Source organism: Micromonospora sp. NPDC048063, from assembly GCF_043202855.1.
In the GTDB taxonomy this organism is placed as follows: domain Bacteria; phylum Actinomycetota; class Actinomycetes; order Mycobacteriales; family Micromonosporaceae; genus Micromonospora.
In genome coordinates this window covers 1-17987 of the sequence record NZ_JBIDBG010000032.1, presented here as the reverse complement: position 1 = coordinate 17987, position 17987 = coordinate 1, and the positions used below count along the sequence as shown (strand labels likewise).

The window sequence follows — 17987 nt, the reverse complement described above, 5'->3', positions numbered from 1 at the left end:
CTCCGTTTGGTGGTGGGTCAGGCGATGCGGGGACGCAGCTTCTGCAACGCGGCGGCAGCCACGATGACCAGGCCCTTGACGACCAGCTGCACGTTCGCGTCGATGTTGTTGAGAGCGAGGATGTTGTTGAGAATCCCGAGCAGCAGGGCGCCGGCGATGGTGCCGCCCATGGATCCACTGCCACCGGCGAGGCTCGTCCCGCCGATGACCACGGCCGCGATCGCGTCCAGCTCGTAGCCGGCGCCGTCGTTCGGGCTGCCCTGGTTGAGCTGCCCGGCGTGGATGATCCCGGCCAGCGCGGCGAGCAGGCCGGCGATCGCGAAGACGGTGATGCGGACGCGGCGCACCGGCACGCCGGAGAGCCGGGCGGCTTTCTCGTTGCCGCCGATGGCGTACACGTGGCGGGCGAAGGCCGTGGTGCGCAGCACCAACAGCGCGCCGACGCCGATGGCGAGGAACAGCAGCGCCGGCACCGGGAGGATCCCGTTGATCGACCCGCTCAGCATCGAGAACGCCTCCGGGGCCTCCTGCGGCCCGTCGCCGTAGGCGATGGGGATGCCCAGCCCGCCGGACCACATCCGGGCGATGCCCCGGGCCGCCTGGAGGCCGGCGAGGGTGACGATGAACGACTGGATGCCGAGCCGGGCGACGATCGCCCCCTGGGTTGCGCCGAACGCGGCGCCGATGAACAGCACGATCAGGACCGTCGGCAGGATGCCCATGCCGCTGTCGACCATCAGGGTGGCCGACCCGACCGCGGCGAGCCCGAGCACCGCCCCGACGGAGAGGTCGATCCCGCCGATCAGGATCACGAACGTCATCCCCACCGCGATGATGCCGATCTCCGAGACCGCCCGGACGATGTTGGCCAGGTTCCCGGAACTGAGGAAGACGTTCTCGCCGTTGCGAACGGGCGACACGGCGATCGCGATGACGAAGACGGCGACCAGGCCGAACAGGCTCTGGAACCGGAAGAAGCTGTCGAAGATCGCGTGCCGGTCCCGCGGCAGCCGGATCAGCCGGCGGCGGGGCGGTGTCTCGGGCGGCGCTTCGGCGACGGCGGTGGGGCTGGGCGGGTTCATCGGGCCTCCTTGGCATCGTCCCCGTTGGCCGCGGCGAGGATCGCTTGTTGGGTGGCGGACGCGCGGGGCAGCGCGGCCACGGTGCGACCGCGGTGCAGGACGACCACCCGGTCACAGAGGCTGAGCAGCTCCGGCAGCTCGGACGAGGCGAGCAGGATGGCCATGCCGGTGTCGGCGAGTTGGTGCAGCAGCCGGTAGATCTCGGCCTTGGCCCCGATGTCGACGCCTCTGGTCGGCTCGTCGAGCAGCAGCAACCGCGGTCGCGTCAGCAGTTGCTTGGCGAACACGACCTTCTGCTGGTTGCCGCCCGAGAGCGTGGCGGTGGCGACCGCGGGCGAGGACGCCTTAACCGCCAGGGCCCTGAGCTGTCCGTTTACCGTCCGCTTCACCGCCTGCCGGCGTACGAGGCCGAGCGTCGTCAGCGACGACAACGCGGAGAGCACGACGTTGTCGGTCACCGAGTGTTCGAGCATCAGTCCGGCGCCACGCCGGTCCTCGGGGACGAACGCCACCCCGCGCGCCAGGGCCGACCGTGGGTCGTGCGGGCGGTACGGGCGGCCGTCGATCGTCATCTGGCCGTCGCGGGGGCCGGAGGCGCCGGCGCCGAAAAGCGTCTCGAGCAGTTCGGTACGGCCCGCGCCCATCAGACCGGCGAGGCCGACGATCTCGCCGGAGCGGACCGTGAGGTCCACCCCGGCCGGCTCGGTCCGCCCGGGTATCGGCCGGCGTGGCGTCACGGCGAGTCCGCGGACGTCGAGCAGTACGTCCCCGGGCTCGTTGCGCCCCTCCCCGTAGAGCGCGTCGACCGACCGGCCGACCATCAGCTGGATGATGTCGTCGCGGGAGGCGGTCTTCGGGTCGACGCTGCCCGCGACGCTGCCGTTGCGCAGCACGGTGACCCGGTCCGCCACGACCTCGATCTCCGCCATCCGGTGCGAGATGTAGACGATGCCGACGCCGGCCCGGCGCAGCTCCGCGATCGTCGCGAAGAGGCGTTCGACCTCGGCGTCCGCCAGCGCGGCGGTCGGCTCGTCCATGATCAGCACCCGCGCGTCCAGCGACAGCGCCCGGCCGATCTCGACCAGTTGCTGCTCGCCGACGCGCAACGACCCGACGAGCCGCCGCGGGTCGAGGTCGGCGCCGAGCGTGCGCAGATAGTCCGTGGCCTGGCGGCGCATCCGCCGGATGTCGACGGTTCCCATCCGGGTGCGCGGCTCGCGGCCGAGAAACATGTTCTCCGCGATGGAGAGCCCGGCCACCAGGTCGAGCTCCTGGTGGATCGTGGCGATGCCGGCGCGTTGGGCGTCAGCCGGGCCGCCGAAGCGCACCCGCCGCCCCTCGACCTCGATGGCGCCGTCGTACTCGGTGATCACGCCGGAGAGAATGTTGATCAGGGTCGACTTGCCGGCGCCGTTCTCGCCGAGCAGCGCGTGCACCTCACCCGCTCGGACGGTGAGGTCGATGTCGCGGCAGGCGTGCACACCGCCGAACCGCTTGCCGATGCCGGTCATCCGGACCAGCGGGCTTTCTGTCATGCGGCACCTCGTGGGTCGTCTGCGGGTCTGCTGCGGGTGGGGCCGGAGCCGCCGGGTCCGATGTGAACCCGGCGGCTCCGGTCGGTCACGAGACGAGCCGCGCCTCGACGTAGTCGAGCCCGGCCAGGTAGCCGACCGACGCGGCGGCCTTGCCGGTCACGGTGAGCGTGAGCGTGTGCCGGCCCGCCGTCAGCTCCCGCTGGCCGTAGTCGAGCGGGTCGCTCACCACCACCTCCGGCGAGTGGTAGGCGTCGAAGGCCTGCCCGACCTGGGCACCGTCGATCGCCACCGTGTTGGTGCCGTAGTCCCGGGCGAGCGTCTGCACGAGGCGCAGGTCGTAGGTCCCGGTGGTGGGCACGGTGAAGTTGACGGTGACGCTCTGGTTCGGTCCATTCGCGTGGAACCACAGCTGCGCGCTCTGCGACCAGTGGATGCCGCAGCAGTCGCCCTGCACGTCCGCCGGCGCGTCGGCGCTGAGCGCGGGCAGGAGCGATTCGCCCTCGATCCGCATCGTGTCGCCGGTGCTGGCCGAGACGGCCGGCGAGTACGGCCCCGCGTTGCCGGCCGCGTCCACCGCGCGCACCCGGTAGTACCAGGTCTCGCGCAGCCCCAGACCCGCGTGCTCGAAGCTCGGGCGGGTCGTGGTGCCGACCCGGTTGCCCGGCCCGGGCGTGAAGCCCGCCTCACGGGAGGCGAACACCTCGTACCCGGGGGCATAGACGTCGTCGCGGGCCGGCTGCCAGGCCACCGTCACGGCGTTGGTCGTGCCGCTGGTCGCGGTGAGCCCGCTGACCGCCTCCGGCCGCTGCTGGTCGGTGAACGGGGTGACCAGGCTGAGCGCCGCGTACCGGGCCGCGGACCAGGCCGGGGCGCCGGCGGTCGGCGTCAGGGTGACGGTCACCGCGTCCCTGCCCCGGGTGAGCGCGGCCGGGAGCCGGTACTCGTCCTCCAGCCACCGGTGCGACGCGTTGGCCAGCGGCTGCGACCAGGTGCCGGCGTCGCGCCCGTCGACCTGGACCGCCACGGACTGGTACCCGGCCGACTGGTCGCCGACCCGGCGCAGGACCGCGCCAGTGTTGTCATCGTCGAGGGCCACCCGGAACCGGATCGGGTCGGCGGAGGCTCGGACGTCGTCGGTCACCGGTCGGGGTGCGCCGTCGTCGCCCTCGAAGGTCGCCGTGAGCACCGTCCGGTCACCGCCCGAGGCGTACTGGTGGGCCGCCTCGCTGGCGGTGTCGCCCACGTCGACCGTGTCCGTCCAGCGCTGCCCGACGGTGTCCTGGCCGTACCAGTACGCGGTGGAGCCGTACCGGGCCGGGTCCTGGTCGCCCGGGCCGTGCTCGATGCCGAACCGCAGTCCGGTCGAGAACGCCACCGACTCCGCGAGCATGAGCCGGTACGCCCCTGTGCAGTCGTACTGGCAGCCGTAGTCGGCGACCTCATGGGCAGGGTTGCCGTTCATCGGCGCGGAGAACGTGCCGTGGTTGAAGTACCAGCCGCTCTCGTAGAAGTCCTCAGTGCCGGTGCCGTGGATGCTCGGGCTCTGCGCGCCGTCCACGTAGACGCGCTCGTCACCCTCCAGGTAGTTCCGCTGGTTGCCGGCGCGGATGTGCCCCTCCATGGTGTGGGTGACCCCCACCAACTTCCCCCGCGCCGCGACGTCGAGGAAGAGGTGGTCCGCTCCGGGCGTGGTGTCGGCGCTGGTCGCGGTCGCCTGGAAGTAGCCGGTGTCGCCGGTCGGCCGCAGGGCCGCCGCCCAGCGGGCGGATGGCGCCGTGGTCACCGTGGCCACCGACGGCTTGATCGCCACGTCGGCCCCGTTGTGCAACTCGATCGTCCAGCGCGACAGGTAGGGCATCGGCCACCAGGCCGAGAGCGTCGCGGTCGCCGGGTCGACGCCGAACATCAGGGACCGGACGGAGTGCAGCCCGAGGCCGGTGCCGAAGAACTCGCCGAGCGGGGCGTCCACTGTGGTTCTTCCGTCGAACGAGATGCGCAGGCGGGTGTCACGCAGCACCGCGTCGGACGCGGCGACGGCCGCCTTGCGCTCGTCGTCGGCCGGGTAGGAGAAGGTGTTGCTGCCCTGCCAGGTCTGCGCGGTGATCCGGTAGCCGTGTGCTGCCTCGGCGTCGGTGTGCGCCGCGCCCAGGTCGACCGTGTCGGTGCGCTTCGCGGTGCCGGAGACGAGGCTGTCGACCCAGTACGTGAACTCGTTGACGTCGAGGTCGGATGAGACGAACTCGTTGCGGATGGTCAGCTTCGTCTTGCCGGCCGTGGCGCTCACTGGCAGCTCGACGGTTTGGTCTAGCCAGGTGCCGAACGGCACTGGGTCGTTGGCGGGCCACTCGGCGACCGGTACGCCGTCGACCAGGATGCGCGCTCGCTGGTGCCCGACGTGCGGGTCGAGCCGGCGAGTGAGCCGTACGCCGGTGTTGGCCGGGTCGACGGCGGCGGTAAATTCGCTGCCGCCGCCAACGCCGAAGGCGCGACCGTCGTCGGCGATCGGCGCGGGCGCGCCGACGAGCTGCGGGATGGTCAGCTGGAGTGCGGTGATCGCGCCGGGGCCCACGCCACTGGCGAGGGTCGCCCGATCGCCCGCAGGGACGGCGAAGGTGCGCTTGGCCGTCGTGGCGCCCGGCTGGGCGGGCTTGGGGTCGCGGGTGCCGGCGGCCTTGAGCTGCGCGATGACGTCCGCGGCCCGGTCGGTGGGGTCGAAGGTGCGGACGCCGTCCGGCGTGGTGAACTTCCGGTAGGTGACGTGGTAGAAGATCGGGTTCTTCTCGGTGGTGACCCGCATCGAGCTGCGGTACGTCATGGGCGCCTTGATGTAGACGCCACCGGAGCTCTGCGCCGCGTTGGCGACCACCGGGTAGACGAAGGGAGCACCGAGCTTGCCGTCCACGACATCCTGGAGCTTGGCCTCGAGCACGGTCTTTCCATCGAGGACGACCTTGATGGTGCCCGTGGCGGAGACGTTACCCTCGTCGCGTGTGAACCAGATGGAGTCGATCTCGCCGGCGCCGGTCGCCTCGGCGATGACGCAGCCTTCGGCGCTGATGCGCAGGCACGAGTACCGGCCGGAGAAGCCGTCGTCGTTGCCGCCGCTGCGGTCGAAGCTGGAGAACTGGTAGGCCCGGGATCCGTCGGCGAGTTCCGGGAGCCGGTCGAGTCGGCGGTAGACGTCCCAGCCGACGGGGCCGTTTGTGGTCGGGCCGGTGGAGGCCGAGGCCGATGCGGTGAGACCGACGACAGCCAAGCCGGCGATGAGGGTCGCCGCGACGGCGGCACCGAGCAGCCGCCTGGGCGAGGTACGTGGTGCACGAGTGGTGGGTGGTGTCATGAGTCGCCTTCCACATCGGTGGGTGGGCGGGCCTGCGGCAGACAAGGAATCGATTTCTCGCTGCAGTTGCGAACAGGTTAGGCAGCCGATGCGCGACGGTCAATCCTTCGGTGTGGACGAGGAGGTCGGCGGGGCTCCGCCGTTGACAGCCTCACCCGCCGCTTCTATGGTCCTCGATCAGAACCGAGCAAACGATTTCTCGTTCACGAGTGCGCACCGCGGCCCCCGCGGCACGCTGGGAGGGGGCAACCGTGCCCCGACTCGTTGTCCTCACCGGATTCCTCGGCGCCGGCAAGACCACCACCATGCTGGCCGCCGGACGGCTGCTCACCGCACGCGGCGGCCGGGTCGCGATCATCACCAACGATCAGGGCAGCGACCTGGTCGACACCCAACTGGCCCGGGACGCGGTGCCCGACGTCGGCGAGGTGACCGACGGCTGCTTCTGCTGCCGTTTCGAGTGCCTCGCCGACCTCCTGACGAACCTGCTCGACACCGGGCAGGCCGACACCATCCTGGCCGAGGCCGTCGGCAGCTGCACCGACCTGCAGGCAACGGTCGTCCGCCCCCTGCGGGCTCGCTACGGCGACCGCCTCACACTCGCTCCCCTCACCACGATCGTCGATCCGGCGCGCGTCGGCGTGCTCGACGGCGACCTCGGCTACCTGTTCGACCGCCAGCTCGCCGAGGCGAACCTCATCGCGGTCAACAAGTCCGACACCCTGCCCCGCGTCGAGTTCGACGCGCTCCTCGACCAGATCCGCCGCGTCCACCCCGACGCCGACGTCCTCGGCTACAGCGCGAGTCTCGGCGAGCACGTCGACGAGCTCGTCGCGCGGTGGATCAATGGGCCGCGGCGCGTCCCGGACGTGGACGTGGACGTCGACTACGACCGCTACGCCGCGGCGGAGGCGCGACTGAGCTGGCTCAACCAGGTATGGCAGGTCTCGGCCGACGGCGGGTTCTCCACGCGACGCTGGGCACACGTCGCCCTCGAATCGCTCTCCGCAGCCTGCGCCCGGCGGGGAGACGTCATCGGTCACGCCAAAATCGCGGTCGAGTCGCCCGCCGGGTTGATCCGCATGAGCGTCGTGGCCGCCGGTGAGCCGCCGCGGCAGGAGCCCACCGGGCGGGACGAGCCGCCGGTGGCCCGCGCCACCGTGCTGGTCAACGTCCGCGCCACCTGCCCACCGGAGGACCTCGAATCCCTTGTACGGGCCGCCGCCTACGACGCCGACCTCGCGGCCGGCGCCGCCGCCCGCCCCGGCCCGGCGAACGCCTTCGCGCCGTCCTACCCCCGCCCCGTGCACCGTCTCCCGGCCGCACCGGCCTGACCGTCAGGAGCACCCATGACAGACCAGTCGTACGACCAGTGCTGTCCCGGCAACGCCTGCCGCCCGAACCGCCGACAACTCCTCACTCTCTCCCTCGGGGTCGCCGCCGGCACCGTGCTCGCCGGCTCCCGGGCCGAAGCCGCCACCGCCCTGGGCGTACCCGAGGACCGGCTGATCGCCGTACCGGTCGACAAGGCGCTGCCATCCGACTGGACCACGGCGCTGCACGGCCGGGGCGAGCCGACCACCTACGAGGGCACCGACCTCCGCTGGCTCGGCATGCCGGTCGGCGGCGGCGCCACCGGCCAGCTGTACCTCGGCGGCGACGGGCGGCTGTGGAACTGGGACATCTTCAACCGGCCGGCGGCCGGCACCACGGACGTCGGGTACGCGAACCCGCGACAGCCCACCTCACCCGTCCGGCACGGCTTCGCGCTGCGGACCCGGTCGGCCGGACGGGTCCAGACCCGCGCCCTCGACGCGACCGGCTTCGACCAGGTGCGTTTCACGGGGCAGTACCCCATCGGCACGGTCCGGTACCGAGCCGCCGACACCCCGGTCGATGTGACCCTGGAGGCGTTCTCACCGTTCGTACCGCTGTCGGTCGCGGACTCGACGCTGCCGGCGACCGTGCTGGCGTACACGCTGCGCAACACGTCGCACCGAACGGTGGACGCCACCCTGCTCGGCTACGTCGAGAATCCCGCCTGCCTGGACACCAGGACGCAGCGCGGCATCACCCTGCGGTCGACGGCGTTCGGCGACCGGTCGCTGCGCGGTGTCCGGTTCTCGGCCGCGGAGCAGACCGAGACGCCCGACCGCCCCGACGTCGTCTTCGAGGACTGGGAGCGGGACACCTACGACGGCTGGACCGTCGAGGGCACCGCCTTCGGCACCGGCCCGGTGCTGGTCTCCGAGATCCCGGACTACATGAAGCGCGGCGGCCCGCTCAACGCGACCGGGCAACGGCTCGTGACGTCACACGACTTCCGTGGCGCCGCCGGCGACATCGGCCGAGCCGACGCGCCCACCGGCAGGCTCGTCAGCGACCCGTTCACCGTCACTCGCAAATCCATCCGGCTGTCCCTGGGTGGCGGCAACCACCCGGGACAGACCTGCGTCAACGTGGTGGTCGACGGGACGGTCGTCGCCACGGCCACCGGGCAGGACACCGAGGTGATGCGGCCCGTCTTCCTGGACGTGGCCGCGCACGAGGGGCGGTCCGCCGTCATCGAGATCGTCGACGACCACGGCGGGGCCTGGGGCCACCTCAACTGCGACCGGATCGTCTTCACCGACGCCGCGCCGCGGCCCGACATCGTGTTCGAGGACTGGGAGCGGGACACCTACGAGGGCTGGACCGTCGAGGGCACCGCGTTCGGCAGCGGCCCGGTGCTGGTCTCCGAGGTGCCGGACTACATGAAGCGGTTCGGCGATCTCGGCGCGTCGGGGCAGCGGTTCGCGACGTCGCACGACTTCCGCGGGTCCGGCGGGGACTCGGGCCGTGCCGATGCCGCCACCGGCAAGCTGACGAGCCGGCCGTTCACCGTCGAGCGGCGCTACGTCAACGTGGCCGTGGGCGGCGGGAGCCACCGCGGCAGCACCTGCGTGAACCTCCTGGTGGATGGCGCGTTGGAGGCCAGCGTCGCCGGCCGCGACGCGGAACCGGTCAGCGTGGCCACGATGAACGTGTCCGCGTACCAGGGCCGCACCGCGGTCATCGAGATCGTGGACTCGGACACCGGCGGGTGGGGGCACGTCAACGTCGACCGGATCGTGTTCAGCGACGTGACGACGGACGCGCGGCCGCTGGACCAGGTGCCCGACAACGGCACGCTCGTCCTCGCCGCGCTGGACGGCCGGGCGGTGGCGCGTCCGTCGCTGGCCTGGTGGGATACCCTCGACGACGTGTTCGTGGCGGAGGCCGGCCCCGCGGAGGTGGACGGCTCACTATCCGGGCAGACCGGGTCGGTTAGCGTCGCGGTCCGGCTCGCGCCCGGCCAGAGTCGCACGGTGCGATTCGTGCTCGGCTGGCACTTCCCCGTGCCGGACCGTGTCTCGCTCAGCTTCCTGCGCGGCTCGGACAGCCTGCGCCGGCACTACGCGACTCGGTTCGCCGATGCCCGGGCCGTGGTGGAACACGTCGCCCGGGACCTCGACCGGCTGGAGGCCGACACCCGCGCTTGGGTGAAAACCTGGTACGCCGACGCCACCCTGCCGCACTGGTTCCTGGAACGCACCCTGGCCCCCGCCTCGACCCTCGCCACCAACACCTGCTACCTGTTCGACGACGGACGGTTCTACGGGTGGGAGGGCGTGTACTGCTGCCCGGGCACCTGCGAACACGTGTGGAACTACGCCCAGTCGATCGCCCGGCTCTTCCCCCAACTGGAACGTGACACCCGCAGCAGGGTGGATCTCGGCATCGGCTTCCACCCGGACACGGGCCAGATCGGCAACCGCGCCGAGGCAGACATGGCCTGGGCCACCGACGGTCAGTGCGGGACGATCCTGCGCTGCTATCGGGAACACCTGACCGCGCCGGACGGCACCTACCTTCGGGCGAACTGGTCCCGGCTGCGGCGCGCGCTGGAATGGATCATGGAACACGACGCAGGCCCGGACGGCACGCTCGACGGTCCGCAGCCGAACACGCTCGACACCACCTGGTACGGCCACATCGCCTGGATCACGGGCATGTACGTCGCGGCCTTGCGAGCGGGCGCGGCGATGGCCGACGAGCTGGGCCAGGCCGAGTTCGCCGACCGGTGCCGGACCCTCGCCGATTCCGGCAGCCGGTACCTGTCCGCGGAACTCTTCAACGGCGAGTACTTCATCCAGGAGGTCGATCCGGCCCACGCCGACGTGATCAACAGCAATCGGGGGTGCCACATCGACCAACTCTTCGGGCAGAGCCTCGCCGGTCAGCTCGGGCTCCCCCGTGTCGTACCCGCGGAGCAAGCCGTCAGCGCCCTGAAGAGCCTCTACCGGTACAACTTCACCCCCGACCACGCCGCCTACCGGGATGGCAGCGTCATCCCGGGCGGCCGCTGGTTCGCGATGGACCACGAGTACGGCATGCTGATGACCACCTGGCCGCGCGGTGGCGCCGACAGCGCGGCCGGGACCCCGGCGAGTTGGGCCGCGATGTACTTCAACGAGGTGTGGACCGGCCAGGAGTACCAGGTCGCGGCGCACATGCTCCAGGAGGGCCTGGTCGAGGAAGGGCTTACGCTCACCCGGGCGTTGCACGAACGGTACGCCGCCGGCAAGCGCAACCCGTACAACGAGATCGAGTGCGGCGACCACTACGCCCGGGCCATGGCCAGCCACGGCGTCTACCTCGCGGCCTGCGGGTTCGAGTACCACGGCCCCCGCGGACACATCGGGTTCGCGCCCCGGATCAGCCCCGACAGGTTCGCCGCCGCGTTCACCGCGGCGGAAGGATGGGGCCTCTTCCGGCAGGAGCGCCACGGCGAGCACCTCACCGGTACGGTCGAGGTCCGGTACGGCCGCCTCCGGGTGTCCAGCGTCGCTCTGGCGGTGACGCGTTCCCCGGCACGGGTGACGGTACGCCTGCGCAATAGCACGCTGCCCGTGCGTGACTGGTCGTGCCGGGACGGGCGTTTCCTCGTTACCTTGGCCGCCGAGGTCGTGGTCGGTCGGGGCGACGCCCTCCAGGTGATGCTCAACGGCTGAACGTGTCGGCGCTCGTCACGGCGCGTGGTGAGCGCCGGCACGGAAAGCCCGTGACAATACCGTCATTTTTCGTCCGTAGGATGCCCAGTCCCCGCACCGGCGACGGTGCGGGAGCGCGCACTCGTTCTCGGGCTCGTCATCATAGGAATTCACCGGATGGAGGCGAATGGCGACGATCTACGACGTGGCACGGCAGGCTCAGGTCTCGCCCGCGACGGTCTCGCGGGTGCTGAATGGGCGTACCACCGTCGATCCAGCCATGGCCGCGCGCGTGCACCAGGCGATGCGGGACCTCGACTACCGTCCCAACGCCGTCGCCCGTAACCTGCGCCTGAGCCAAACCAGCCTCTGGGCGGTCATCATCTCCGACATCGGCAACCCCTTCTTCACCTCCATGGTGCGCGGGGTCGAGGACGTCGCGCAGAGCGCCGGCTACTCCGTGGTCCTGTGCAACACCGACGAGGATCCGGAGAAGGAGTCCCGGTACATCGCGGCGGCCCTCGGCGAGCGGATGGCCGGCGTCATCATCTCCACGTCGGGCCGCTCGACGGTGATCAACCGGCTCGTCGAGGCCCGTATCCCGGTCGTGGCGATCGACCGCCAGCTGCGCGGCGTCACCATCGACACGGTGCTCGTCGACAACGTGCACGGGGCGGAGCTGGCGACCACGCACCTGATCGACAACGGCTACAAGCGGGTCGCCTGCATCACCGGCCCCCGCCGAATCTCCACGGCGGCCCAGCGGCTCCGGGGCTACCAGCGCGCGCTGCGGGCGCGCGGGCGGGAGGTGACCGATGCCCTCGTGCGGTACGCGGACTTCCGCGAGGAGGGCGGCTACCGGGCGATGGCCTCGCTGCTCGACAGCGAGAACCCGCCCGACAGCGTCTTCGCCACGAACAACCTGATGACTGTGGGTGCCGTCGAATGTCTCGTCGACCGCGGCATCCGGGTGCCGCACGAGGTCGGGGTGGTCGGATTCGACGACATCCCGTGGGCACACCTGGTCCGGCCGTCGCTGAGCACCGTCTCCCAGCCGACGTACGATCTCGGACGCGCCGCCGCCGTGCTGCTCACCGAGCGGATCGCCAACCCGTCGCGGCCGCCGTCGACCGTCACGCTCAGCACCGGGCTTCAGATACGCGACAGTTCCACCCGCCGGAGCTGACCGTTAGCCGATACGCGGACGCGGGGAAACCGGGGAGCCTGCCCCAACCTCAGGCTCCCCCGACCCGTCATCACCACCCCGGCGCCTCGGCCGAAGGGTGGCCACACTCCGGCTCGGCGACCTGGCCGGGTCCCACGACCGGCCGGGTCGCCAAGCGGGTACTCAGAGGTTGACGTCGCCGCAGAGGTGCACCTGTACGCCGAGTTCGGCGAACATGGCGGCCTTCGCCCGCAGCGCCCGGTCAGCGGTCTCCGCGTCCGGCGCGTAGGCGACGTTGACGTGGTTGGCCTTGTGGCGGGCCATCAGCTGATCGCGGCCGACCCCGTGCAGCACGGCATGCATGATCGGCCACTGCGGGTTCGTGGCGTTCAGCCGGCGCCGGGTCTCCTCCTCCGGAAGTTCGACGACGGTCGCGCGGCCGAGGTCGACGTGCAGCCCGCCGTCCATGATGAACACCCGGGACCAGACGATCTCTCCCGGCTTGGAGACCCCGCTCAGCGTGCCGCCGCCGAGCGGGAAGTACATCGGCGGCTGCCGCATGCTGTACGACTTGTCGTACCCGCCGTTGTGGGACGCCGGCACCGAACCGGAGATCTCGAACACCCAGACGAAGTCGTCGCCGTACCGCTCCCCCCACCGGATGTCGTGCAGGGTGGTGGCCGGGTCGAGGCCCATGGCGGTCCAGATGCGGTTGGTGACGAGCGAGTCGACGGCGACGCCCTCGTCGACCTCGTTGAAGTGCGGCAGCGGCGCGCCCGCGTAGAGCTCCCGGCTGCCGTCGCGGCTGAGCACCGGTGGCCGCTGGACGTTGTTGAGCAGCCCTTCGGCGAGGTCGCTAGCCGGGACGGTGTCCTTCAGGCCCTGCTGGTACTGGATGCCGACGGCGTCCAGGCCGAAGTCGTCCGCGATGCGCAGGGCGGCGATGTACATCTTGAACTGGCTCGTCAGCTGGGCGTCGGTGAGTTCGGTCGCCTCGTCGGTGCCGGTGTGGAAGGTCATCCCGGCCTCGTCGAGCCACCGGCGGACCGCGTGGGCCTCCCCGTCGGGGACCCGTGACATCTCGGCGACCAGCGCGCTCTGCGACAACCGTTCCTTGTAGATGCCCAGCGGGTTGATCAGCTCGTCATCGAAGATCGCGTTGTACATCCCCATGCAACCCTCGTCGAACACTCCGATGATGGCCTTCTCCCGGACCAGCTGGGCAGCCAGGGCGCGGCCGAGCTCGACCTCGGGGTCGTCCGGCAGGGCGGGCAGATCGCGCACGTGGCTGGTGTCGTGGCGCAGCTCGCCGGTCTCCAGCCAGGTGCGCAGGCCGTGGGCCGCCCAGTCGTCGGTGAAGTCCCGGCTCCACAGCGCGGAGTGCCGCACGCCCGCCTTGGTGAGGCTCGCCGTGAGATTGAGCAGGCCGACCAGGCCCGGGAACTCGCCGCTCCAGTTGGCCACGATGAGGATCGGGCCTCGGTGGCTGCGCAGCCCGGCCAGGACGTGGTGGCTGTACTGCCAGACCGCCTCGACCACGATGAGCGGTGCGTTGACCGGGATGCGCTTGAAGACCTCGATGCCGGCCCGCTGGCTGTCGAGAAAACCGTGGCCCTTGTCCGGGTCGAACGCGTGGCCACGCTCGACCTTCCAGCCGAGCGCGTTGACCGCGGTCGTGAGGTCGGCCTCGAGCTGCTGCTGGGTGGGCCAGCATGTGATGTTCGCCCTGGGTCGGAGGTCGCCACTGGCCACGGTGTAGACGGTGCCGGGCGCCGCCGCGGGCGGGTCGGTCAGCACGGGCAGCGGGTAACTGGTCATGGGGCGACTCCTTCGGTGCGTGGGGTGGCGCTGGCCGCCAGCGGGCCGGCGGCCAGGAGACGGTCCTGACGTGCAGCGAGTGCGTGCGCGACCCGCTTGGAACTCGTGTACAGCTCCCGGTACAGCCCGTAGAGCTCGTCGTAGTCGGCGGCCAGCTCCGCCCGGGGCTGCCGGATCTCCTTGACGGGGTTCCACGCCTCAATCGAGACGGGCCACCCGGTCCGCGCGGCGAGGAACGCAGCTCCGTAGCTCGCGCCGATGGTCTGCGACGGGATGACCTGGGGACGTCCGGTGACGTCGGAGACGATCTGGGTCCACAGTCCGCCCTGGGTGCCGCCGCCGACCGCCACGACCCGCCGGATGGCACCACCGCTCTCCTCGATCGTCTCGATGTTGTGGCGTACGCCGAGAGCGGTCGCCTCGAGCGCGGCGCGGTACAGGTCACCGCGGGTGTGCGAGACGGTGAGGCCGGCGACGATGCCACGGGCCCGCGGATCCAGGATGGGGGTGCGCTCGCCCGCGAAGTACGGGAGCATGAGCAGCCCCTTCGCGCCCGGGCCGGAGACCTCGGCCAGCCGGAGCAGCTCGGGATAGCCGGTTGAGCCGAACAGCTCGCGCAGCCAGGCCGTGATCGCGCCCGAGGTGGCCAGGCCGCCGGCAAGGTTCCGCGTCCCGGGCAAGGCGCCAACCGTGCCCCACAGCGACGGGTTCGTGAGGCGGGCGGTGACCGTGTGGATGAGGAACATCGTGGTGCCGTACATCAGCATCAGGTCGCCAACACCCTGGGCACCCACGCTGATCGCCTCCGACCAGGCGTCGATGGTGCCCGTGACGACCTGGACGCCCGCCGGCAGGCCGGCCTCTGCCGCCGCGCGCGCCGTCACCGTCCCGGCCACCTCGCCGGGCCAGCGCAGCGGCGGCAGGACCAGATCGGGTGCGATCTCCGTGGCCCACGGCGTGTACCAGTCCTGGCCCTCTGTGTCGTAGAGCGGTGTGCACTGGCTCGCGGAGTGCTGATCGAGCACGTAGTGGTCGGTGAGCTTCCACGCGAGCCACGAACTGGGCATAAAGAGCCGCCGGGCTCGGGCGAAGAGCTCCGGTTCGTTGTCGGCCACCCAGGCCACCTTGGCGCCCGCCGCCTGGCTGGACAGTGCCGAGCCGCACCGCCGGAGGATCTCCGCTGCGCCATACCGCTCGGTCAGTCGCGCGATCTGCTGGGTCGAGCGGGTGTCGACGCCGTACAAGATGGCCGGGCGCAGCGGGGCGTTCGCGGCGTCCGTGAGCAGCACACACGGACCCATGCCGCTCACCCCCACCCCGACGACGTCGGCGTCGCCGGGTGCGAGGAGCTCACGGCTGAGCGCGACGAACTCCTGCCACCAGACGTCCGCGTCCATCTCCACCCAGCCCGGTCGCGGGCGGCTCACCTCGTGCGCGCGGGTCGCCGAGCGGAGAACCCGGCCGCCGGCGTCGACGAGGACACCCTTGCTGCTCGATGTGCCGATGTCTACGCCCAGGACGGCCGCAACCTTCATGGCGCCACTGTTCCAGCAATCGATTTCCGAATCAAGACCGATCCGTCGGCGTCTTTCCCTACCGGGCCCGAGCACGCGCGCTGGCATGTTGGCGTATCGCCTGATGAGTACGGGTGTCGGCCGCGCCAGAAGAAGTCGGCGCTCCCGGGAAATCGTTAACTCACTTCGGCTTCTGACGCGGCCGACCCGCCGATCCGTCGCGATGCCGGCCGGGATCTGATGTGTGCACCCGTGCGCCGACGGCCGCCGTACGGCCCTCAGCGGCGACCTCGGTCCCAAGCATCCAAGGTGATCTTGGATCCTCTTGAAGAGACCGTCGCATGCCCGGTCTCCATCGACGCGCATTCCGTGGCCTCACGGGCGCGGCCGGAGCAGATCGCGCGGCCGCCATCGCCGGCTCTCCTCGGCACCGGCCTGGGCCGACCCCCTTCGCGGACAACCCGTTCACCCAAGGCGTCGCCTCCGGCGACCCTGGGAGTTGCCCCCTGGTCCTGGACACTTGAACCTTGGATCGTGATGGTCCGGGGAGATCAGGAGTCCCTGACAGATGGTGATGAAGCACTACCCCGCCGAGTTCAAGGCCGACGCGGTCGCGTTGTACCGGTCTCGGCCTGGGGCGACGATCGCGCAGATCGCTGACGATCTCGGGGTCAATCGGGAGACGTTGCGCAGTTGGGTCCGCGCCGATGATCGGCGTCGGGGTGCGACGGCCGGGCCGGCGGCGCCGCCGGCGGCCGGCTCCGTGGAGGACGAGAACGCGGCGTTGCGGCGGCGGGTCCGGGAGTTGGAGGAGGAACGGGACATTCTGCGGAAGGCGGCCCGGTATTTCGCCGGGGAGACGCGCTGGTGAACCGCTTCCAGTTCGTCGCCGACCATCAGCAGCGCTTCGGCGTGAAGCGGTTGTGTCAGATCATCGGGGTGTCCCGCTCGAGCTTCTACTACTGGCGCTCGGCCGCGGAAGCGCGGACCGCCCGTGATGCCGCGGACGTGGCCCTGGTGGGCCGGATCCGGGCGGTGCACACCGCTCACGACGGCACGTACGGAGCGCCACGGATCACCGCCGAACTCCGCGATGCCGGGCAGTTGGTCAACCGTAAGCGGGTCGCGCGGGTGATGCGCCGCTTCGGCGTGCAGGGCCTGCGGCTACGCCGGCGAACTCGTACGACGGTGCCGGACCCGGCCGCGGCGAAGGCCCCGGACCTGATCGGCCGGGACTTCACCGCCGGCGCGCCGAACCAGCGCTACGTCGGCGACATCACCTACCTGCCCGTCGGTGACCGCGGGTTCCTCTACCTGACCACCGTCATCGACCTGCACTCCCGGCGCCTGGCCGGCTGGGCGATCGCCGACCACATGCGCACCGACCTGGTCATCGACGCCCTCCACGCGGCGCAGCGCACCCGGGGCAGCCTCGACGGGGCGATTATGGGTGCAACCCGAGGACCCTGCCGCACTGCCGAGGATGTGGACGCCTGCCGCATACGGCATCTGATCCGTAGTCAGATGATCTTGCAGAAAGTCACGAAGTCCGGCGGCGTCCGGCTTACACCTGCCCCGTCCGGCAGCATCCCCGCAGGTCCGGCGTTACATTCGCCTCTATGGATACCTAAAGACCATGCGTGAAGAGAGCGCAGTCCGGTCCTGTCCGCGCGCGTTCCCCGACGTCCGAGCAGCCACGGAGCAGCCAGACCGACCAGCCAGGCGACGCCCGGTCAGTATCGCAAGCGAGGATCCGGTCACAGCCGGCCCTCCTGCAATCGGGTGCGACGTTCGCCAGGAGCCGGGCCGGATCGCACGGTTCGAATGGACCCGCGCGAGAAGCTGGCCGGCGTAGCGGTGCCGCGAAGCGCCCTCACCGTCGCGGTACTTCTCGCCGACCCGGCCCGTGATGCGGTAGACCGCCAGAGCAGTTCCGGCCGTCCGCAACGACGCCGCCGCCTACCAGCGGTCCAGCGCCGGTAACGCCGGCGGCAACACCCGCCCGAGCGGCCAGACAACCAGGAAGTGTGGACCCGGGCGGAATCCGCTCGGCAGTGAGCTGGCTTGACCTGCTTCGACACGCCGGCCGCCACGTCCAGGAGCTGACCGCCGTTGACCGTCGTCATCCATCCGAACGGGCACGCAAGGGGCACGCGACTGTCAGCTTGGGAATTGCCGATGTCCACCTGCCTACGGGCTTGGCGGCCTGGTCCCGGGGGTCTCTCGTGGCCCCGACTGGCCCCGCCTGGCCCCGGTCAATGGCACGCTAATGGCATGGTGGGCTGCTTCCCTCCACCGATGCGCGCAGTCGAGGTGGTGGCCTAGAACCCGGTCTCGTGAATACCGACCGTGGCGCTCTCAACGGGTGGCCGAGGAGAGGAGCAGGCATGTCGACCGAACCAGAGCCGGGCCTCGCGCCCGAGCATGTCGGCCTGTACCTCGATCCGCCGGTCAAGGCGATGGTCCTGTGCGTGGATGAGAAGTCGCAGATGCAGGCACTCGAGCGGACCCGGCCGATGCT

General features: G+C 71.0%; 8 protein-coding genes and 1 pseudogene. 4 read left to right on the top strand and 5 right to left on the bottom strand.

Annotated elements, in window-relative coordinates:
• Positions 1-17 precede the first annotated feature (17 nt).
• The 3 genes from ACGFZ2_RS33585 to ACGFZ2_RS33575 form a co-directional block, all read right to left on the bottom strand.
• Positions 18-1082: an ABC transporter permease gene (locus tag ACGFZ2_RS33585; protein WP_393270242.1), complete on the bottom strand. Its 1065-nt coding sequence runs from the start codon at positions 1080-1082 to the stop codon at positions 18-20.
• Entirely contained in the window at positions 1079-2617 is a 1539-nt protein-coding gene (locus ACGFZ2_RS33580; protein WP_393460818.1) for a sugar ABC transporter ATP-binding protein, read from the bottom strand. The genes ACGFZ2_RS33585 and ACGFZ2_RS33580 overlap by 4 nt, the downstream gene beginning before the upstream one ends.
• An 85-nt stretch (positions 2618-2702) precedes the next feature.
• A complete protein-coding gene (locus tag ACGFZ2_RS33575) occupies positions 2703-5873 on the bottom strand; it encodes a DUF2961 domain-containing protein (RefSeq protein ID WP_393270246.1) in 3171 nt (1056 codons plus the stop codon).
• A gap of 335 nt (positions 5874-6208) precedes the next feature.
• Here ACGFZ2_RS33575 and ACGFZ2_RS33570 point away from each other — a divergent pair, with 335 nt between their 5' ends.
• The 3 genes from ACGFZ2_RS33570 to ACGFZ2_RS33560 all read left to right on the top strand — a co-directional run bounded on the left by ACGFZ2_RS33570 (position 6209) and on the right by ACGFZ2_RS33560 (position 12155).
• A complete protein-coding gene (locus tag ACGFZ2_RS33570) occupies positions 6209-7291 on the top strand; it encodes a GTP-binding protein (protein WP_393270249.1) in 1083 nt (360 codons plus the stop codon).
• A gap of 15 nt (positions 7292-7306) precedes the next feature.
• Positions 7307-10990 carry a GH116 family glycosyl hydrolase gene (locus ACGFZ2_RS33565; RefSeq protein WP_393270251.1) on the top strand — a complete coding sequence of 1228 codons (3684 nt, stop codon included), beginning with the start codon at positions 7307-7309 and terminating at the stop codon, positions 10988-10990.
• A 166-nt stretch (positions 10991-11156) separates the two neighbouring features.
• On the top strand, positions 11157-12155 hold the full coding sequence (locus ACGFZ2_RS33560; RefSeq protein WP_393270253.1) for a LacI family DNA-binding transcriptional regulator: 999 nt from the start codon (positions 11157-11159) through the stop codon (positions 12153-12155).
• 162 nt (positions 12156-12317) lie between these two features.
• On the opposite strand, the gene ACGFZ2_RS33555 is transcribed toward ACGFZ2_RS33560, so the two are convergent.
• Both ACGFZ2_RS33555 and ACGFZ2_RS33550 read right to left on the bottom strand, forming a co-directional pair.
• Complete coding sequence (locus ACGFZ2_RS33555) at positions 12318-13952, bottom strand: fucose isomerase (protein ID WP_393270256.1); 1635 nt, start codon at positions 13950-13952, stop codon at positions 12318-12320.
• On the bottom strand, positions 13949-15487 hold the full coding sequence (locus tag ACGFZ2_RS33550; RefSeq protein ID WP_393270258.1) for an FGGY-family carbohydrate kinase: 1539 nt from the start codon (positions 15485-15487) through the stop codon (positions 13949-13951). The genes ACGFZ2_RS33555 and ACGFZ2_RS33550 overlap by 4 nt, the downstream gene beginning before the upstream one ends.
• A gap of 547 nt (positions 15488-16034) precedes the next feature.
• On the opposite strand from ACGFZ2_RS33550, the pseudogene ACGFZ2_RS33545 reads away from it, so the two are divergent.
• A pseudogene (locus ACGFZ2_RS33545) lies at positions 16035-16990 on the top strand (IS3 family transposase); the annotation flags it as partial.
• Between the last annotated feature and the right edge of the window lie 997 nt (positions 16991-17987).